Source organism: Pseudactinotalea sp. HY158 (assembly GCF_009660225.1).
Classification (GTDB): Bacteria; Actinomycetota; Actinomycetes; order Actinomycetales; family Beutenbergiaceae; genus HY158.
This window is the reverse complement of record NZ_CP045920.1, coordinates 1,884,086-1,902,970: the sequence shown is the minus strand read 5'-3', so window position 1 is coordinate 1,902,970 and position 18,885 is coordinate 1,884,086. Positions and strand designations below refer to the sequence as shown.

Sequence of the window (18,885 nt, the reverse complement as noted above, 5' to 3'; positions counted from 1 at the left end):
GGCGCGCGACGACCACATGAATACGCAAGCGGACACGACCCGATCCCTCACGCACGTCGTCACCACCCTCATGAGCAGCGTGCGCCGCACCGCGCCCGCGGTGCGGTGGGTGAGTCGGGCCGGCTGGGTGAGCCTGCTCACGGGGATCGCCCTGCTCGTCGCCGGCCGGATCCTCGGCTGGATCGAGCCGACGATCATGGGCGCCGCGCTCGTGCTCCTCATGGTCGGCGCCGCGGCCTTCGCGATCGGGCGCCACCCCTACGAGGTCGGCCTGCGGCTCCATTCCGGCCGGATCGTCGTGGGCGAGCGCGCCATGGGGGCCCTCGACATCACGAACACCTCCGATCGGCCCGTGCTGCCGGCCCGCGTCGAACTGCCCGTGGGGGCGGGGGCCGCGAGCTTCTCCCTGCCCACCCTCACCGGCGGTGCGACCCACAGCGAGCTGTTCACGATCCCGACCCAGCGGCGCGGCGTCATCGTGGTCGGACCGGTCTCCTCCGTGCGCGGCGACCCGATCGGGCTCGTGCGGCGCTCCGTCGTGTGGACCGAGCCGCAGGAACTGCTCGTGCACCCGGCCACCGTGCGCATGCACGGCTCCGCCGCCGGGTTCCTCCACGACCTCGAGGGGCAGGCCACCAAGGACCTGACCAACGCCGACCTCGCCTTCCACGCCCTGCGCGAGTACGTGCCCGGCGACGACCGGCGCTACGTGCACTGGCGCTCCTCCGCGCGCACCGGAACGCTCATGGTGCGCCAATTCGAGTCCACCCGCCGCACCCACCTCGTGCTCGCCGTCTCCACGGATCGGCGCGACTACGAGACCGGCGACGAGCTCGAGCTGTCGATCAGCGCGATCGGCTCGCTCGGGCTGCACGCCTTCGCCGGCGAGAAGGACGTCACCACCCTGACGAGCGAGGAGCACGTGAGCACCGTGGGTGTGCGCCCCTTCCTCGACGGACTCACCCGGATCGAGATGAGCGGGCGCACCCGGCACATCGTCGAACTCGCCCGCGCCATCAGCCAGGAGGCCCCCCATGCGACGATCGCCGTGCTCGCCGTCGGAGCCGCGACGAGTGCCCGCGACATCCGCGCTGCCGGCGCCGTCCTGCCCGTCGGAGTCAGCGGCGTCGTCATCCGCGCCGAGCTCGGCGCGACCACGAGCATCCGCCGCCTCGGTGTCATGACCGTGCTCACCCTCGGCTCCCTCTCCGACCTTCCGGCCGGGTTCCGCAAGGTGGAACGGCGGTCGGCCGCATGAGGGCGCCCGATTCCCGCCGCTCGGCCCGGGGCCGGCGCCGGAGTTCGACCGCCCCCGCCGCCCCCCAACCCGTGCTCACGTGGCTCACCCGCGACCGCGGGATCGACATCGCGGTGCTCACGGCGATGACCGCCCTCGCGCTCGCCCCGCTCGCCGACGCCTACCAGTCCGCCTCGTTCTTCATCGCCTGCGGGGTGGGTCTGCTCGCCGGTGTCACGATCGGGGTCGTCGGCGCCGCGCGCCGCTGGCCCACGATCAGCGTGATCGCCGCGACCCTCGTGGCGATCTTCGCCCTCGGCGCCGTGGCCGCCCCGACCACCGCCATCGGCGGGATCGTGCCCACGCCCGAGACCTGGCAGCTCATGGGCGTCGGCTTCGTGACCGTGTGGAAGCAGGTGCTCACGATCGCGCCCCCGCTCGGGGGAGCCGGGGTGCTGCTGCTCCTGCCGTTCCTGCTCGCGCTCCTCGGATCGATGCTCGCGCTCGTGCTCGCGCTGCGCACCGCCCGATTCTGGACGGCGCTGCTGCTTCCCGTACTCGTGTGCACCGCCTCGATCCTGTTCGGCACGCGCGAGAGCGTGGGCCCGCTGCTCCTGGGCGTCGGCGGGATCCTGCTGGCGATGTTCTGGGTGGCCCACCGGGCCGGGCGGCTCGAGACCCGCCGGGTCATCGCGCTGCCGATCGTCGCGGGCCTCGTGGTCATCGGCGGCACGGCCGCCAACCTTGTGCTTCAGCCCGAGAACGTGCGCTACGTGCTCCGCGACCAGATCGAGCCGCCGCCCGACCCGCGCGACTTCGCCTCCCCCCTCGCCTCGTTCCGCAAGTACGTGGACGCCCGCGCAGACGACGTGCTCTTCCGCATCGACGGCGAGATCCCCGACCTCGCCGGCACCCTCGGGGAGCACCCCGAGGGCGGGATCGCGCTGCGCCTGGCCGCGATGGACTACTACGACGGCCGGGTCTGGAACATCGCCGAGGTGTCCACGGTCGCCACGGGCGCGTTCAGCCGCACCGGCGAGCGGATCACCTCCGATCCGGTCGAGCGCACCCCGGAGCTGCGGATCGAGGTCGAGGACTACCACGACGTGTGGGTGCCCGGCATCGGCGGCTCGGTCGAGGTCACCTTCGGGGGCACGCGCGCCAAGGACCTCACGCGCAGCTTCTACTACAACCGGGTGAGCGCCACCGGCCTGGTCACGGCCGGGCTCCAGGGCGGCGACTCGGCCGATGTGCACTTCACGGTCGCGGACACTCCGGCCGACGTGGACCGGGCCGGGCTGCAGGCAGAGAGCCTCTCGCTGCCCGAGCCGGTGCAGGTGCCCGAGTCGGTCGCCGACCTCGCGAAGAAGTACGCCGAGGGGGCCTCCGGCGACTACCAGCGGGTCGAGGCCCTCGCGCAGTCGCTCGCCTCCTACGGCTATTTCTCCGACGGGCTCGTGGGCGAGCAGCCCTCCCGCCCGGGTCACGGCGCGGGCCGCCTCGCCACGATGATCGAGGACCCGGAGGCGATCATCGGCGACGAGGAGCAGTACGCGGCGCTCATGGCACTCATGGTGCGCGCCCTCGGCCTCCCGGCCCGCGTGGTCATGGGCTTCCACCTGCCCCCGGGCGAGACCGCGGTGACCGGTGAGGACGTGACCGCCTGGGTCGAGGTGGCGTTCGAGGGTGCCGGCTGGCTGCCGTTCTATCCGACCCCGCCGGAGGACCAGAAGCCTCAGACCCAGGATCCCGAGCCGCAGGACCGCCCGCAACCGCAGGTGATCCAGCCGCCCGACCCGCCGCAGCCCGAGGCCGAGGTGCCCCCGCAGGAACGCGACGAGATCGACCCGGACTCCGAGGAGACCGACGACGAGGAGGATCGGCCCGCCTGGGTGCGCTACAGCGCCCTGCTCGGCCTGCCGCTGCTCGTACTCCTCGCGCCTATCGCGATCATCCTCGCCCTCAAGGACCGCCGGCGACGGCACCGCCGCACCCGCGGCACGGCCTCGAACCGGCTCGCGGGCGGCTGGCTCGAGCTCTCCGACCAGGCACTCGACCTCGGCCTGGTCGCCCCGCCCGGGCTCACCCGCTCCGAGGCCTCGGCCGTGCTCGCCCGGGAGTTCGGCGTGTCGACGACGCTGCTCGCCCAGCGCGCGGACGCCGGGGTGTTCGCGCCGGAGGAGCCCGCCGAACGGGAGATCCTCGCCTTCTGGGAGGAGGTGACCCAGACGCGCGGATCGCTGCGCCGGGCCCGGACGCTGCGGCGCCGGTTCCGGGCCGCGATCTCGCTGCGGTCGCTGCGGGCCCACCGCCGGCGGGCGCGGCTACGGCGGGCGCGGGGCCCACGGACGGCGCGCGGGCGCCGTCCGTGATCGGGAGAGCCTCGACGGGACCGGTCGGGACCGGTGCGGTAGGCGGCCACGGGCGCGCTATGCTGAGGCCATGCGTTTCGGATGTGATCTCCTCCTTCTGTGCCGCGGCGGGGCCCGATAGCGGCCGACCCCTCGTCGCGGAGTCTCGTGGTGCCGGCCTCGAAGCCACCCGATCATCCGAAGGAAGCTGACGACCATGTCGAGATCCACGCCCATGCCGGTGACGAAGTACCGGCCGTTCCACGAGTCCATCCGCGTCGACCTGCCGGACCGCACCTGGCCCGACAAGCGCATCACCGCCCCGCCCCGCTGGCTCAGCACGGACCTGCGCGACGGTAACCAGGCGCTGATCGAGCCGATGGACCCCGCGCGGAAGCGCACGATGTTCGACCTGCTCGTGCGGATGGGGTACACCGAGATCGAGGTCGGCTTCCCGGCCGCCTCGCAGACCGACTTCGACTTCGTGCGCTCGATCATCGACTCGGGCGCGATCCCGGAGGATGTGACGATCTCGGTGCTGACCCAGGCGCGCGAGGATCTGATCGAACGCACCGTCGCCTCGCTCGAGGGGGCCCACCGGGCGAGCGTGCACATGTACAACGCGACCGCCCCGATCTTCCGCGAGGTCGTCTTCCGCAACGACAAGGCCGCCACGATCGAACTGGCTACCCGCGGCACGCAGCACGTCATGGACTACGCGGAGAAGATCCTCGGCGACGACACCGAGTTCGGCTACGAGTACTCGCCGGAGATCTTCATCGATACGGAACTGGACTTCGCGCTCGAGATCACCGAGCGGGTCATGGACGTGTGGGGCCCGGAGGAGGGGCGGGAGATCATCCTCAACCTGCCGGCCACGGTCGAGCGGATCACGCCGAACGTGTACGCCGACCAGATCGAGTGGATGAGCCGGCAGCTGAGCCGGCGGAGGCACATCTCGCTCTCGGTGCACCCGCACAACGACCGGGGTAGCGCCGTGGCGGCGGCCGAGCTGGCGGTGCTGGCCGGGGCCGACCGGGTCGAGGGCTGCCTGTTCGGTCAGGGGGAGCGCACCGGCAACGTCGACCTGATCACCCTCGGGATGAACCTGTACTCCCAGGGCGTGGGCCCGGGCATCGACTTCTCCGACATCGACGACATCCGCCGCACGGTCGAGCACTGCACGCGCATGGACGTGCACCCGCGCCACCCCTACGGCGGGGACCTCGTGTACACCGCGTTCTCCGGCTCGCACCAGGACGCCATCAAGAAGGGCTTCGACCTGCGCAGGCAGCAGGTCCAGGCCGCCGGCGGCGACGACGCCGCGGTCGTGTGGAACATGCCGTACCTGCCCGTGGACCCGGCGGACGTGGGCCGTAGCTACGAGGCCGTCATCCGCGTCAACTCCCAGTCCGGGAAGGGCGGGGTGGCCTACCTGCTGGCGAGCAGCCGGCAGCTCGACCTGCCGCGCCGGCTGCAGATCGAGTTCGCGCGCGAGGTGCAGGCGCACAACGAGACGGACGGCGGGGAGGCGACCGCGGAGACCCTGTGGCAGCTGTTCTCCGACGAGTACCTGCCGGCGACGGCCGAGAACGGGCTCACCCCGTGGGGCAGGTTCGCCCTCGGTGCCACGCAGGTCACCTCGGCCGGCGACGGCGGGGACGACCAGCTGACCGTCACCCTGACCGACGCCGGGGTCGAGCGCGTGCTCACCGGCGCGGGGAACGGGCCCGTGGCCGCGTTCGTCGAGGTGCTCGGGGAGAGCGGGGTGCCCGTCAAGGTGCTCGACTACGCCGAGCACGCCCTCTCGGAGGGAGACGACGCGAGCGCCGTGGCCTACGTCGAGTGCGAGGTCGGCGACCGGGTGATCTGGGGGGTGGGGATCGACCCGTCGATCACGACCGCCTCCCTCAAGGCGATCATCTCGGCCGTCAACCGGGCGCTGCGCTGATCCACCCCGGCCCGCCCTCGGGTGGGGAGACTTTCCGGTGCAGCGCCCGGGGTATCTTCCCCGCCGTTCCCGGACACCCCGGCCGGTCCTCGGGTGGGGAGACTTTCCGGTGCAGCGCCCGGGGCATCTTCCCCGCCGGCCTCGGGCACTCCGGCCGGTCCTCGGGTGGGGAGACTTTCCGGTGCAGCGCCCGGGGCATCTTCCCCGCCGTTCCCGGACACCCCGGCCCGTCCTGGCGGCGGGCCGGGGAGCGAGGTGGGAGAATGACGCGGTGAAGCTCTACCGGGACGAGGCCGTGGTGATCCGGTCGCATAAGCTCGGTGAGGCCGACCGGATCATCACGTTCCTCACCCGCGACCACGGGCAGGTGCGTGCCGTGGCCAAGGGCGTGCGGCGCACGTCCTCCCGGTTCGGTGCCCGCCTCGAGCCGTTCTCGGTGGTCGACCTGCAGCTGTACGCGGGCCGCAGTCTCGACATCGTGACCCAGGTCGACACCCTCGCCCCGCACGGCCGGCGGATCGGCGCGGACTACTCCCTCTACACGACGGCGACGGCCATGGTGGAGACCGCCGAACGGCTGACGGAGGTCGAACGGGAGCCGGCCCCGCAGCAGTACCTGCTGCTCGCCGGCGCGCTGCGGGCCCTCGCCGACGAACGCCACGCCGCCACCCTCATCCTCGACTCCTACCTGCTGCGGGCCCTCGCGGTCGCGGGCTGGGCCGCGAGCTTCGCCGACTGCGCCCGGTGCGGCGCGGATGGGCCGCACCGGGCGTTCGCGCCCGCCCTGGGCGGGATGGTGTGCGGCGGCTGCCGGCCACCGGGCTCGGCGGCCCCCGATCCGGCCACGGTCGACCTGCTCGCGGCGCTGCTCAGCGGGGACTGGTCGGTGGCGCAGGAGAGCGTCGAGCGCAGCCGGCGCGAGGCCTCCGGGCTCGTGGCCGTGTTCGTGCAGTGGCACCTCGAGCGCCGACTGCGGTCGCTCCAGCACGTGGAGCGGGCGTGATGGCGATCGCGCCCCCGCCCCATCCCAGCGGGGCGCGCCCGCCCGCGTTGCCCACGGTGCCGGCGCACGTCGCGGTCATCATGGACGGCAACGGCCGGTGGGCCAACGCCCGGGGCCTGCCGCGCACCGAGGGGCACGCCGCCGGGGAGGCGGTGCTCCTCGACGTGGTCGCCGGGGCGATCGAGCTCGGCATCACCCACGTGAGCGCCTACGCTTTCTCGACGGAGAACTGGAAGCGGTCCCCGGCCGAGGTCCGCTACCTCATGGGCTTCAACCGGGACGTGTTGCGCCGCCGCCGGGACGTCATGAACGACTGGGGTGTGCGGGTGCGCTGGGCCGGGCGCCGTCCGCGGCTGTGGCGCAGCGTCGTGGCCGAGCTCGAGGAGGCCGAGCGGCTGACCCGGGGGAACTCCACGTGCACGCTCACCATGTGCGTCAACTACGGGGGCCGTGCCGAGATCGCCGACGCCGCCCGCGACCTCGCCCGCGACGCCGTGGCCGGGCGCGTGGATCCGGCCCGGATCACCGAGCGCACGATCGCCCGCTACCTCGACGAACCGGACCTGCCGGACGTCGACCTGCTCCTGCGCACCGGCGGCGAGCGGCGCGCCTCGAACTTCCTCATCTGGCAGGCCGCCTACGCGGAGATGGTCTTCCTCGACAAGCCCTGGCCCGACGTGGACCGGCGCGACCTGTGGGCCGCCGCCGAGGAGTACGCCCGGCGCAATCGGCGGTTCGGGACCGCCGTGGACCGGATCGACCCGACCGCCTGAGCCCGCACCCGGGAGCTCACGAGGTCCGGTGGCTGGGCTCCTCGGGGATCGCCGGCGCATGCTCGGAGCGATCACCCCGCTCGGCGCTACCGGTGCCGGACCCGCCGCGGCGGGCGACCCGGACGGTCACGATGATCACCGCGACGAGGGCCGCGACGGCCGCGATCCCCAGCGGCGAGCGGATCGCCGTGCTCAGCGCGAGTTCCCAGGCGGCGAAACCCACGGTCGCGTAGAACAGGCCCCACACGATGGCGCCGGGGATCTGGGCGAGCACGTACTTCCACCAGGTGATCCGCAGGATCCCGGCCCCGGCCTGGACCATCGACTGGAAGCCGACGGTCACGTAGCTGAACGGGACCATGACCAGCCCCCAGCGCCGCAGGGCCCGCACGCCGGGGTCGGCGCCGCCGTCGTCGAGCCAGGCCACGGTGCGCCGGATCGGCCCCCGGCGCTCGGAGGCGGACGGGTGGCGCCGGGCGCCCTTGATCGCCTGGTGGGTCACGCCGTAGCCGATCCAGTACATGAGCTGCCCACGCAGCATCGCGCCGACGACCAGCAGGGTCACGGCGATCCAGTACGGCATCTGGGCGAGGAAGTCAGGCATGCTGGGCACCAGCGTATCGGGCGGCGGCACACCGCGAACAGGTGCCGAAGATCTCCGCCGTGTGATCGATCTCTATGAACCCGTTCTCGCGGGCGATCCTCGAGGCCCAGCGTTCGACCACGTCGGCGGCGATCTCGACCGTGCGGCCGCAGTCACGGCACACGAGATGGTGGTGGTGCTCGGCCCGCAGGCAGCGGCGGAAGAGCGACTCGCCCTCGTCATTGCGCAGCACGTCGACCCGCCCGGCCTCGGCGAGCGCGGTGAGGGTGCGGTAGACGGTCGCCAGCCCGATCGTCGAGCCGGCGGAGGCGAGCATGCCGTGCAGTTGTTGGGCGGTGCGGAAGTCGTCGGTGCCGTCGAGGAGGTCGTCGATGGCGGCCCGTTGCGGGGTCATTCTCATGCGGTGCTCCGTTCGAGGGCGGGCTCGGGTGCGCCGGCGCGGCGGCCGTGTCGGCGCCGCAGCAGCGGCCGGGCGAGGGCGAGCGCGGCATACACGAGGATCGCCAGGGCCACGATCACGGCCCCGGGGGCGAGCCGCACGAAGAAGGTGACGAGGAGACCGGCCACGCACACCGCGGCCCCGATCCCCATCGCCACGTGCATCGTCGTGCGGAAGGACCGGGTGAGGAGCTGGGCGATCGCGACGGGCACGATCATGAGGGCCGACACGAGCAGCAGCCCGACCACGCGCATCGACACGGTCACCGTGACGGCGGCCATGACCGCGACCAGGATGTTCAGGGTCGCGACCGGCAGCCCGGACGCCCGCGCGAACTCCTCGTCGTGGCTCACGGCGAACAGCGCCGTGCGCAGCCACAGCCCGACCCCGAGGATGAGCGCGGCCATGAGCAGCGTCTGGACGACGTCCCCCGGGGTCACGGTCGACAGGGAGCCGAACAGGTAGGCCATGAGGTTGGCGTTCGTGCCCCCGGCCAGGCCCATGACGACCACCCCGCCGGCGATGCCGCCGTAGAACAGCAGGGCGAGGGCGGTGTCGCCGGAGGTGCGCCCGCGCACCCGCACGATCTCGATGAGCACCGAGCCGGCGATCGAGACGACGATCGCGCCGGGGATCGCGTACGCGTCGGCCTCCGTGGCCCCGACGGCGGCGCCCACGAGCCAGCCGAGCGCCACCCCGGTGAGGGCGACGTGGCCCACCCCGTCGCCCAGGAGCGAGAGCCGGCGCTGCACGAGGAAGGTGCCGATGACGGGCGCCGACAGGCCCACGACGAAGGCCACGAGCAGGGAGCGCTGCAACATGGGGGAGGCGAGCATGAGGCCGAGCTGATCGAGCATCTCACCACCCCAATTCGTTCGGGGCGGTGGCGAGCACGCCGACCTCGCCCGGGTCGTCCTCGCCGTCCGCGCAGTGCGGATCGGCGGCGGCCGCGCCGCCGAGGTGTCCGAGCAGTTCCTCCCGCGCCACCCGGCCGCCCTCGAGGATCAGGGCCCGGTCGAGGAGCGGGGCGAAGTGGCCGAGGTCGTGCAGCACGAGCAGCATGGAGTGGCCGCGCCCGCGCAGGTCGGTGAGGATCCGGGCGAGCTCGGCCTGTCGGCGCTGGTCCACGCCGGTGGCGGGCTCGTCGAGGATGAGCAGATCGGGTGCGCGCACGAGCGCCCGGGCGATCGCGACGCGTTGCTGCTGCCCGCCGGACATGTGCGCGACCGGCTGATCGGCGCGGTGATCGAGGCCGACGGCGGACAGTGCGGACCGGGCGCGGGCGGTCGCGTGCCGGGGCAGGCGGAGCCGGGGACGCACGAGCAGGCCGGTGCGCACGACCTCGAGGGCGGTCGTGGGCATGCCGCCCACCGGTGCGAGCCGCTGGGGCACATAGCCGATCCGGGACCAGGGGAGCGCGCGCGGCGAGGTGACGGCGGCACCGAAGATCTCCGCGTGCCCGCCGCTCGCGGGCACGAGCCCGAGCAGGGTCCGCAACAGGGTCGACTTGCCCGAGCCGTTCTCGCCCATGATCGCGACGGACTCGCCGGAGGGCACGGTCAGGTCCACCCCGCGCAGCACGGGGCTCCCGTCGAGGTCGACCCGCAGGTCGCGGGTGTGGATGGCCGGTCGGTTCATGAGCATCCCAGGGCGGTGCGCAGTGCGGACAGGTTTCGGTGGGCCGCGGCGAGGTATCCGCCGTCGGGTCGGGTCTCGATCGGGTCGAGCAGCGCGACCGAGATCCCGAGCTCCGCGCCGAGCACGCGGGCGGCCTTCGGGGGAGTGAGGGGCTCGGTGAACACGGTGGTGGCGCCCGTGCCGGCGACGGCCGTGGCGATCTCGTGGATGCGGACCGGGGCGGGCTCCCCCTCGGGGTCCAGTCCGGAGACGCTCACCTCCGTCAGGTCGTATCGCTCGCCCAGGTAACCGAACGATTGATGCGAGGTGACGATGGTGCGCCGCTCGCATTCGGCCAGCCCGGCCGTGTACTGCGCGTCGAGCGCGGTGAGGCGGGTGGTCAGGGCGGCGGCGTTGCGCTCGTAGTCGGCCGTGCCCGCCGGGTCGAGGCCGGCCAGGGCGTCCGCGACGGCGCCGGCCACGCCGGCGAGCCGGAGCGGGTCGAGCCAGAAGTGCGGATCTGCGCCCGCCATGCCGTGGTCGTGCCCGTCGTCGTGGCCGTGCTCGTGCTCATCCTCCTGATCGAGCCCGAGCAGCCGCGCCGGGCCGGTCACGTCGAGCACGGCCGGGGTGGTCCCCACGGCTGCGTCGGCGCCGAGGTGGGCGAGGGCGTCGTCGATCGCGGGCTGGAACCCGGGCAGGGCGAGCACGAGGTCGGCCTGCCCGAGGGTGAGCACGTCGGTCGGGGCGAGCTCGAGGTCGTGGGGCTCGGCGCCGGCCGGGGTGAGGTTGACGACCTCGACGCGGTCGCCCCCGACCTCGGCGGCGAGGAACTCGAGCGGGTAGAGCGAGGTGGCCACCCGCAGCGTCGAGGGCGAGTCCGCGGCGAAGCCGGCAGTAGTCTGAACGGTGACGCCGCAGCCGGCGAGCAGTGCCACGGCCGCGAGGCCGCCGACCGTGCGGATCGCCGGCCCACGCCTGCGGTGCCGCACGGTGATGAACATGGGAACCATTCTCAACGTAGGTGAGAATCATTGTCAAACGGAGTGACCGAGTCGTGACCGTCGATGTGACCCCTGCCGTGCCCGCCCGCCCGGGCATCCCCGGGCGGGCGCTCGCCGCACTGCTCCTGCTGCCGCTGGTGCTCGCCACGGTGGCCGGGCTCCTCGCGCTGTGGCCGGGCGCCGGCGCGCTGTCCGAGCGGCACGATCAGGTGGGCGAGTTCGACGTCGGCTGGCAGACGCAGACGCTGCGGGCCACCCTGACCGAGGACCTCGATCCGTACACGGGCTCGGTGCCGATCCGCCTGCCGGACGGCGAGGTCGTGCGTGCCGACGCCGGCGACCTGGTGGCGATGGAGGGCCTCGAGGCCGGCACACCGGTGGTCGTCATGTCCACGATGAGCGAGAGCTGGACCGAGGGGGTCGGGGATCCGCTGGTCGAGGCGCACTACTGGATACAGGACGTCGACCGCTCCCGGCAGCTGCGTGTGCTCGCGGTCGTGGCCGCCGCCGCGGTGCTCGCCTGCGGTCTCTGGCGGGGGGCCCGGGCGCTCCTGGTCGTGGCGGCGGCCGGCGCGCTCGGCTGGTTCTTCCTCATTCCGAACCTGCTCAGCGCCGAGCGGCCGCTGTGGGCCCTCGCCTGCACGGTCGCCGCGATCGTCCTGGCCATCGCCGTGGCCGCGTATGGGGTGGGCCGGCGCGCGGGCGTCACGGCGTGGGCGCTCCTCGCCGGTGCCGCCGTGGTCGCGGTGACCGGCTGGTTCGCGGTCGACTATGCGCACCTGAGCACCGGCATCACGAGTAGCAGCACCGCGTTCTACTACTATTTCGGCGGCACGGAGACTCCCGACGGCCTCTACCAGCCTGCGGCCGTGCTCGCCGGCGTGGCCGCGCTGAGCGTCATCGTGCCCGAGCAGGTGCGCCTGGCCTCCCGTGCCCGCCCCGGCGAGCAGCTCGGGCTGCTGCGCCTCGTGCGGGCCAGTGCGCCGTCGCTGCAGCGGGCGCTCGTCCTCGCCGGGCTCCTCGGCGGAGGCTTCCTCGTCGGCCCGGCGCTGGCCCGCCGACTCACCGGAGTCCCCGGAGGAATGCAGTTCACCGCCGACCTCGAGCTCGGCCTCGTGCTCGTCTTCACCGCGATCGTGGGCGCGGCCCTCGCCACCCCGGTCACGGCCGGAGTCGTCCTCGGGCTCGGGCGCCTCGTCCGCCCGCCGGCCGATGACGCCGATGACGCCGATGACGACAGTGCCGACAGTGGCGACAGTGGCGACGCCGATGCCACCGTGACCGCAGGGCCCGCCGTGCCCGCGGACGGCCTCATTCCGGTCGCGCCGGTCGAGGACCGCCGGGCCGCGTTCCAACGGGTCGACTCGGGCGACCCCCAGCCCACCCGGCCCACCCGGCCCGCGCCGCCGCAGGAGCCGCGGACGCCGGCGCCCCGGTCCGTGACGCCGGGCGAGCTGCGCCCGGCCCGACGCGAGCAACCCGAGGCCGCGTACCGTCGTCCTCCATCCCACAACCACCTGGATCAACTGGATCAACCGGATCGCTCGGACGCTGCGCACGGACCGGGCCCGCATTCGGCCGAGTAGTCGTCCGCCCCGCCGTTCGGGGCCGCTGTGACCGAATCGACGCATCCGCACCAGGCCCGTCGCGCCGGGGACGGCGGCGGCCGGTGGGAGAATGTCGGCGTGCCGCAGCTGACGTATGGACCCCTCTCCCTGGGCACCCCGGTCGTGCTCGCGCCGATGGCCGGGGTTACGAACGCGCCGTTTCGCACCCTGTGTAGGCGCGCCGCCGCCGCGGGCCTGCCGGCCGGTTCCCCGGCGGCCGCCACGGACGCACCCGTGGGCCTGTTCGTCTCGGAGATGGTCACCTCCCGCGCGCTGGTCGAGCGCACCCCGGAGTCGATGCGGATCATCTCGGTCGATCCGGCGGAGGCGGCCGTGACCGAGTCCGGGCACGTGCGCAGCGTGCAGCTCTACGGAGTGGATCCGGCCACGGTGCGGGCGGCCGTCGAGCTGCTCGTATCCGAGGACCGCTGCGACCACATCGACCTGAACTTCGGGTGTCCCGTGCCGAAGGTCACCCGCAACGGCGGCGGGGCGGCGTTGCCGTGGAAGCAGGACCTGTTCACCGCGATCGTCTCCGGGGCGGTCGCGGCCGCGCGCCCCTACGACGTGCCGGTCACGGTCAAGATGCGCATGGGCATCGACCCCGACCACCTGACCTACCGCGACGCGGGCCTGCGGGTCCAGGACGCGGGCGTCGCCGCCGTGGCGCTGCACGGGCGCACCGCCGCCCAGCACTATTCCGGCACCGCCCACTGGGACGCGATCGCCGCCCTCAAGGAGGCCGTGACCGAGATCCCGGTGCTCGGCAACGGCGACATCTGGTCGGCCGAGGACGCGATGCGGCTCGTGGAGCAGACCGGCTGCGACGGGATCGTCGTGGGCCGGGGCTGCCAGGGCCGGCCGTGGCTGTTCACCGACCTCGTCGCCGCCTTCCACTCGAGCGGCGAGCGGGCCCGGCCCGGCCTGCGGGCCGTGACCGAGGCCATCCGGGCGCACGCGGTGCTCATGATCGAGCACATGGGGCAGGAGTCGCGGGCGCTGCGGGAGATGCGCAAGCACATGTCCTGGTACCTCAAGGGCTACGAGGTGGGCGGGCAGGTGCGCCGCGACCTCGGCCTCGTCGACACCCTCGCGGAGCTCGACGAGCGCCTCGCCGCGCTCGACCTCGACCAGGGATATCCGGGGGAGGGTGCCGAGGGGCCGCGCGGCCGCGCCGGCACACCGAAGGTGCCCGTGCTGCCGGAGGGCTGGCTCGACTCCCGCGGGATCGACGCCCGGCTCGGGGCGAAGCTGCACCAGGCGGAACTGAGCATCTCGGGCGGCTGAGCGGGGACCGGCAGCGCACTCATGGGGGCTCACGCCGGCGCCGGCAGCGCACTCATGTGGGAACGAGGGGAACGAGAGGGAGCACGACATGGCAACGACACGGGAATCGGGCGCGCACCGGCACCGCTCCGGGGCGGTGCTGCCGATGATCCTCACGACGGTGCTCGTGCTCCTCCTCGCCGCCGCGGTCGTGTTCCTAGGCAGCCAGGAGCCGCTGGCCCGGGCCCTCGCGGCGGGGCGCGCGAAGGAGCTGCCCGCCGGCGTCACGATCACCGCTGTGCCCACGCCGGGCGATCCGGACGACGTGGCGAACATGGAGACCAACCCCGTCGGCGCCGCCGGGGATCTCGAGGCCCGCACGGGGGAGTACCCCGTCAAGCCCGACTCGCTCCTGCCGGTCGCGGAGGAGTGGGTCGCCGGCCGGATCGCGGCGTTCTCCAGCGGTGTGCCCGGTGCGGGCGCGGGTGCGGACGACGCCGCCCACCTCGAGCTCGGCTGGTCGCCGATCCTGCGGGCGGGCCCGTACCTCGGGGTCGACCTGACCTCGACCGTCACGCCGGAGCCGGGGGAGACGACCCACCAGAGCGTCTACGCCGACGTCACCTCCGGCGGCGCCTGGTCGGCACCCGGGGACCTGTTCACCGGCACGGCCGCCGAGCGTGTCGCCGCCCTCGTCCGGACGGCGGCCAACCAGCCGGAGTTCGCCGGTCGGCCGCATCCGTCCGCCGCCGAGGCACGCGCGCTGGCCCGGGTGGCCATGGCCGCGGCGCAGCTGCGGCCGGAGGGACTCGTGCTGCCGCTCGACGGCGACCGCGCCCTGCTCCTCGAGGCCGAGCCGGCCGCCGACTACCTGACCGAGGCGGGGAACTCGATCCTGGCCGCGGCGGTCGCCGGCACCGGATTCGCGGGCATCCCGGCGCCACCGCCACCCCCGGGGAGGCCCGCGGGACCGGACCGGCTCACCTTCCCGGTGCGCGTCGACTGCTCGAGCGCCTCGTGCGTCGCCCTGACGTTCGACGACGGGCCGGGCCCGCACACGGGCCGCCTGCTCGACATCCTCGCCGAGCACGACGCCCCGGCCACCTTCTTCCTGCTCGGCGAGCAGACACGCAAGCGACCCGAACTGGTGAGGCGCATGGCCGAGGAGGGCCACGTCGTCGGTAATCACACCTGGGGACACCCGGACCTGGCGACGCTCGAGCCGCGGGAGATCGACCGGCAGATCGCCACGGCCGCCGACGAGATCGCGACGGCCGGGGCACCCCGGCCGGTGCTGCTGCGCCCGCCGTACGGGAGCCTGTCCGACTCGGCGCGGGACCGGATCGCCGCCGCGGGCGATGCGACCGTGCTGTGGGACGTGGACACCCTCGACTGGAAGACCCGGGACACGAAGAAGACCGTCGCCGCGGCGCTGACGGACGCGCGCCGCGGGAGCATCATTCTCATGCATGACATCCACGAGCCGACCGTAGACGCGGTCGCCGACATCATCACCGGGCTGCGCGAGGAGGGGTACACCCTCGTCGGAGTGCCGGACCTGTTCGGCGGCACGATGAACAAGGGCGGGATCTACCGTGATGGGCGCTGACGGGCGGGTGCGAGGGTGAGCCTGTGGATCGGATCGGCGGGGCCGGCGGGAAACGACTATCCTGCGGACGTGTCCGACCACTACGCCGCCGCCGACGAGCAGCGGTGGCTGACCGAGCCCCCCAAGCACACCCACCGCACCGCATTCCAACGTGACCGGGCGCGGGTGGTGCATTCGAGCGCGTTGCGGCGCCTCGGGGCGAAGACCCAGGTGCTCGGTCCGGGCACGGACGACTTCGTGCGCACCCGGCTCACGCATTCCCTCGAGGTGGCCCAGGTCGGTCGGGAGCTGGGCAAGTCGCTCGGCTGCGACCCGGACGTGGTCGACACGGCGTGCCTGTCCCACGACCTCGGGCATCCCCCGTTCGGCCACAACGGCGAGGGCGCGCTCGATCTGCTCGCGATGACCATCGGCGGCTTCGAGGGGAACGCCCAGACCCTGCGGCTGCTCACGCGGCTCGAGCCGAAGACCTTCGCGCCGGACGGCGGCTCCTGCGGCCTCAACCTCACGCGGGCGAGCCTCGACGCGGCCACGAAGTACCCCTGGGGGACGGGGGAGGGGCCCGTCGGCCACGACGGCACGGTGACCGCGAAGTTCGGGGTCTACGCCGACGACCTGCCGGTGTACGAGTGGCTGCGGGCCGGCGCCCCGGCGAAGGTGCGCTGCCTCGAGGCGCAGGTGATGGACCTGGCCGACGACATCTCCTATTCGGTGCACGACGTCGAGGATGCGATCGTGGGCGGCCGGCTGCACCCGGGAGTGCTGCGCGATCCGGCCGAGGTCGACCGGGTGCTCGACCACGTGCGCGACTGGTACGACCCGGACCTGTCGGACTCCGACCTCGTGGGCGCCACGAATCGGCTGCGCGAGCATCCGAACTGGGTGCGCTCCTACGACGGCTCGCGCCGCTCGCTCGCCACCCTCAAGGACATGACGAGCCAGCTCATCGGGCGGTTCTGCCGGGAGGCGGCGGATGCCACCCGCGAGCGGTTCGGGCAGGGGCCGCTCGTGCGCTACGCCGCCGACCTCGTGGTGCCGCCCGAGATCGAGGCCGAGATCGTGGTGCTCAAGGGGCTCGCGGCGACGTATGTCATGGCCCCGCGCGAGCTCGAGCCGGTGTATCAGCGCCAGCGCAGCATGCTCTCGGATCTCGTCGAGGTGTTGTCCGAGCGTGCCGAGACCGCGCTCGAGGAGCCGTTCCGCCTCGACTGGCTCGAGGCCGACGACGACGCCACTCGCCTTCGGGTGGTCATCGATCAGGTCGCCTCGCTCACCGACCTGTCCGCGATCGCGCTGCACGCGAGCATGTGCCGGGGGGCCTGAGACGGTGGTCGGGCGGATCCGGGTGGAGGACATCACCGCGGTGCGCGAGCGCGCCCGGATCGAGGAGATCGTCGGGGCGCACGTGACCCTGCGGTCGGCCGGCGTGGGCTCGATGAAGGGGCTGTGCCCGTTCCACGACGAGCGCACGCCCTCGTTCCACGTGCGCCCCCAGCTGGGCCTCTACCACTGCTTCGGCTGCGGCGAGGGCGGTGACGTGATCGACTTCGTGATGAAGATCGACCACCTCGCCTTCGCGGAGGCGGTCGAGCATCTCGCGGCCCGGGCCGGCGTGCAGCTGCGCTACGAGGAGGACGGCAGCGGCGGGCGCAAGGGGCCCGACCCGGGCAAGCGTCAGCGCCTGCTCGAGGCCCACGGACTCGCCGCCGCCTTCTACGAGGAGCAGCTCGTGAGCCCGGAGGCCGCCGTCGCACGCCGGTTCCTGGCCGAGCGGGGCTTCGACCGCGCGGCGGCCGCGCAGTTCGGGGTGGGATATGCCCCGAAGGGGTGGGACAACCTCGCCCGGCACCTGCGCAATCGGACGTTCACGGAGGCCGAGCTCCTCGCGGGCGGGCTCGTCAGCCAGGGGAACCGGGGCTCCTACGACCGGTTCCGGGGCCGGCTCATGTGGCCGATCCGGGACACGACGGGCTCGGTCATCGGCTTCGGGGCGCGGCGCCTCTACGACGACGACCCCGGGCCGAAGTACCTCAACACCCCCGAGACCCCGCTGTACAAGAAGGCGCAGGTGCTCTACGGGATCGACGTGGCAAAGCGGGAGATCGCCCGGCGCAAACAGCTCGTCGTGGTCGAGGGGTATACCGACGTCATGGCCATGCATCTGGCCGGGGTGCCGACAGCCGTGGCCACGTGCGGCACGGCGTTCGGCGCCGACCACATCCGCGTGGCGAGGAGACTCCTCGGCGACGCCGCCACGAGCGCCTCCGGGATCATGCTCGCCACGGGTGGCAGCTTCGGTGGAGAGGTGATCTTCACCTTCGACGGCGACGAGGCCGGGCAGAAGGCGGCGCTGCGCGCGTTCGAGGAGGATCAGCGCTTCGCGGCGCAGACGTTCGTGTCCGTGGAGTCCCATGGCATGGACCCGTGCGACCTGCGTCAGCACGCCGGCGACGAGGCGCTGCGGGAACTCGTGGCCACGCGCACGCCGCTGTTCGAGTTCGCGATCACCTCGGTCATGAGCCGGGTCGATCTCGAGACGGCCGAGGGTCGGGTGACGGCGCTGCGGGCCGGCGCCCCGGTCGTCGCCCGGATCCGGGACGTCGCGCTGCGCAGCGAGTACGCGCGGGTGCTCGCCGGGGAGCTGGGCATGGACGAGAACGTCGTGCGGCGCGCCGTGCAGTCCGCGGGCCGGGCGGGCGGCGGGGGCGACCACGAGGTCGCCAGACCGGTCGCGGGGCGCGGCTACGCGGGTCCCGCGGGCCTCGACGATCCGGTCGTGCGGCTCGAGCGGCAGGTGCTCGAAGTGGTGCTGCAGCTGCCGGACCATGCCATGGCCGCGGGATTCGACGAGCTCGCCCCGGAGACCTTCACCGTGCCCGCCCACCGGGCCGTGCTCGACGCGATCCGCGCCGCCGGCGGGGTGAGCGCCTACGGCGGGCTCGTCGAGCAGCTGAGCGTCGCGGGCGCGGGGGCGGGCGCCGCCCAGCAGGCGATGGCGCAGTGGGCGGGGCAGGTGCTCGAGGGCGCCGGGCCGGTCGCCCCGCTCATCACGGAGCTCGCCGTGTCGCCCCTGCCGCAAGACCAGCCCGAGCACGTGGGGGAGTGGGCCGGTGGCGTACTCACGGCGCTCGTGCGGCTCGGCCTCAACCGGCAGATCGGCGACCTCAAGGCGCGCCTGCAGCGCACCCCGCCCACCGACCCGGGCTATCAGCAGCTCTTCGCCGACCTCCTCACCCTCGAGGAGCGTCGCCGCTCCCTGCAGGGGTGAGGCCGCGGCGTCCCCGCAGGTGAGCACGTGTGCCGGAGCCGCTCGGGCGGCCGGTACAGTGTGCTCGTCGCCCCAGTAGCTCAGCCGGTCAGAGCAGCGGACTCATAATCCGTCGGTCGTGGGTTCAAGCCCCACCTGGGGCACCGCGACGCCTCG

The 18,885-nt window shown here is 73.4% G+C and carries 15 protein-coding genes and 1 tRNA gene; 11 read left to right on the top strand and 5 right to left on the bottom strand.

Annotated elements, in window-relative coordinates; all coding sequences use genetic code 11:
• Positions 1-16: 16 nt before the first annotated feature.
• The 5 genes from GCE65_RS08475 to GCE65_RS08455 all read left to right on the top strand — a co-directional run bounded on the left by GCE65_RS08475 (position 17) and on the right by GCE65_RS08455 (position 7,315).
• Positions 17-1,258, top strand: a complete 1,242-nt coding sequence (locus GCE65_RS08475) for a DUF58 domain-containing protein (protein ID WP_153878075.1) — start codon at positions 17-19, stop codon at positions 1,256-1,258.
• Complete coding sequence (locus GCE65_RS08470; protein WP_152818592.1) at positions 1,255-3,609, top strand: transglutaminase family protein; 2,355 nt, start codon at positions 1,255-1,257, stop codon at positions 3,607-3,609. The genes GCE65_RS08475 and GCE65_RS08470 overlap by 4 nt, the downstream gene beginning before the upstream one ends.
• Positions 3,610-3,805: 196 nt before the next feature.
• Entirely contained in the window at positions 3,806-5,539 is a 1,734-nt protein-coding gene (gene leuA, locus GCE65_RS08465; protein WP_228759850.1) for a 2-isopropylmalate synthase, read from the top strand.
• Positions 5,540-5,810: 271 nt separating this feature from the next.
• Complete coding sequence (gene recO, locus GCE65_RS08460) at positions 5,811-6,542, top strand: DNA repair protein RecO (protein WP_153878074.1); 732 nt, start codon at positions 5,811-5,813, stop codon at positions 6,540-6,542.
• On the top strand, positions 6,542-7,315 hold the full coding sequence (locus GCE65_RS08455; RefSeq protein WP_153878073.1) for an isoprenyl transferase: 774 nt from the start codon (positions 6,542-6,544) through the stop codon (positions 7,313-7,315). Before recO ends, GCE65_RS08455 begins: the two co-directional genes overlap by 1 nt.
• Positions 7,316-7,331: 16 nt before the next feature.
• Here the strand turns inward: GCE65_RS08455 and GCE65_RS08450 are convergent, their stop codons facing one another.
• Genes GCE65_RS08450 through GCE65_RS08430 form a run of 5 tightly spaced genes read right to left on the bottom strand, consistent with a single transcriptional unit; the run spans position 7,332 to position 10,979 of the window.
• On the bottom strand, positions 7,332-7,919 hold the full coding sequence (locus tag GCE65_RS08450) for a DedA family protein (protein WP_153878072.1): 588 nt from the start codon (positions 7,917-7,919) through the stop codon (positions 7,332-7,334).
• Positions 7,912-8,319, bottom strand: coding sequence for a Fur family transcriptional regulator (locus tag GCE65_RS08445; protein ID WP_153878071.1), 408 nt, complete (start codon positions 8,317-8,319; stop codon positions 7,912-7,914). Before GCE65_RS08445 ends, GCE65_RS08450 begins: the two co-directional genes overlap by 8 nt.
• On the bottom strand, positions 8,316-9,215 hold the full coding sequence (locus GCE65_RS08440; protein WP_152818599.1) for a metal ABC transporter permease: 900 nt from the start codon (positions 9,213-9,215) through the stop codon (positions 8,316-8,318). The genes GCE65_RS08445 and GCE65_RS08440 overlap by 4 nt, the downstream gene beginning before the upstream one ends.
• A gap of 1 nt (position 9,216) precedes the next feature.
• On the bottom strand, positions 9,217-9,996 hold the full coding sequence (locus GCE65_RS08435; protein WP_228759849.1) for a metal ABC transporter ATP-binding protein: 780 nt from the start codon (positions 9,994-9,996) through the stop codon (positions 9,217-9,219).
• On the bottom strand, positions 9,993-10,979 hold the full coding sequence (locus GCE65_RS08430; protein ID WP_194928647.1) for a metal ABC transporter substrate-binding protein: 987 nt from the start codon (positions 10,977-10,979) through the stop codon (positions 9,993-9,995). Before GCE65_RS08430 ends, GCE65_RS08435 begins: the two co-directional genes overlap by 4 nt.
• 53 nt (positions 10,980-11,032) lie before the next feature.
• Here GCE65_RS08430 and GCE65_RS08425 point away from each other — a divergent pair, with 53 nt between their 5' ends.
• From GCE65_RS08425 to GCE65_RS08400, 6 genes are all read left to right on the top strand, one after another.
• Entirely contained in the window at positions 11,033-12,565 is a 1,533-nt protein-coding gene (locus tag GCE65_RS08425; RefSeq protein ID WP_153878069.1) for a YibE/F family protein, read from the top strand.
• Positions 12,566-12,721: 156 nt separating this feature from the next.
• Positions 12,722-13,873, top strand: coding sequence for a tRNA dihydrouridine synthase DusB (gene dusB / locus GCE65_RS08420; RefSeq protein ID WP_152818680.1), 1,152 nt, complete (start codon positions 12,722-12,724; stop codon positions 13,871-13,873).
• An 88-nt stretch (positions 13,874-13,961) separates the two neighbouring features.
• Positions 13,962-15,461: a polysaccharide deacetylase family protein gene (locus tag GCE65_RS08415; RefSeq protein ID WP_153878068.1), complete on the top strand. Its 1,500-nt coding sequence runs from the start codon at positions 13,962-13,964 to the stop codon at positions 15,459-15,461.
• Between the two features lie 69 nt (positions 15,462-15,530).
• Positions 15,531-16,784 carry a deoxyguanosinetriphosphate triphosphohydrolase gene (locus GCE65_RS08410; protein ID WP_194928646.1) on the top strand — a complete coding sequence of 418 codons (1,254 nt, stop codon included), beginning with the start codon at positions 15,531-15,533 and terminating at the stop codon, positions 16,782-16,784.
• A gap of 4 nt (positions 16,785-16,788) precedes the next feature.
• On the top strand, positions 16,789-18,729 hold the full coding sequence (dnaG, locus tag GCE65_RS08405) for a DNA primase (RefSeq protein WP_153878066.1): 1,941 nt from the start codon (positions 16,789-16,791) through the stop codon (positions 18,727-18,729).
• Positions 18,730-18,798: 69 nt separating this feature from the next.
• Positions 18,799-18,872, top strand: a tRNA-Ile gene (locus tag GCE65_RS08400).
• Positions 18,873-18,885 lie beyond the last annotated feature (13 nt).

Excerpts from the sequence above, each read along its gene's own strand:
- GCE65_RS08435 (WP_228759849.1), bottom strand. The coding sequence starts at position 9,996 with ATGAACCGACCGGCCATCCACACCCGCGACCTGCGGGTCGACCTCGAC.
- GCE65_RS08475 (WP_153878075.1), top strand. The coding sequence starts at position 17 with ATGAATACGCAAGCGGACACGACCCGATCCCTCACGCACGTCGTCACC.
- GCE65_RS08470 (WP_152818592.1), top strand. The coding sequence starts at position 1,255 with ATGAGGGCGCCCGATTCCCGCCGCTCGGCCCGGGGCCGGCGCCGGAGT.
- dusB (WP_152818680.1), top strand. The coding sequence starts at position 12,722 with ATGGCCGGGGTTACGAACGCGCCGTTTCGCACCCTGTGTAGGCGCGCC.
- GCE65_RS08415 (WP_153878068.1), top strand. The coding sequence starts at position 13,962 with ATGGCAACGACACGGGAATCGGGCGCGCACCGGCACCGCTCCGGGGCG.
- GCE65_RS08455 (WP_153878073.1), top strand. The coding sequence starts at position 6,542 with ATGGCGATCGCGCCCCCGCCCCATCCCAGCGGGGCGCGCCCGCCCGCG.
- GCE65_RS08450 (WP_153878072.1), bottom strand. The coding sequence starts at position 7,919 with ATGCCTGACTTCCTCGCCCAGATGCCGTACTGGATCGCCGTGACCCTG.
- GCE65_RS08440 (WP_152818599.1), bottom strand. The coding sequence starts at position 9,215 with ATGCTCGATCAGCTCGGCCTCATGCTCGCCTCCCCCATGTTGCAGCGC.
- leuA (WP_228759850.1), top strand. The coding sequence starts at position 3,806 with ATGTCGAGATCCACGCCCATGCCGGTGACGAAGTACCGGCCGTTCCAC.
- GCE65_RS08445 (WP_153878071.1), bottom strand. The coding sequence starts at position 8,319 with ATGAGAATGACCCCGCAACGGGCCGCCATCGACGACCTCCTCGACGGC.
- GCE65_RS08430 (WP_194928647.1), bottom strand. The coding sequence starts at position 10,979 with ATGTTCATCACCGTGCGGCACCGCAGGCGTGGGCCGGCGATCCGCACG.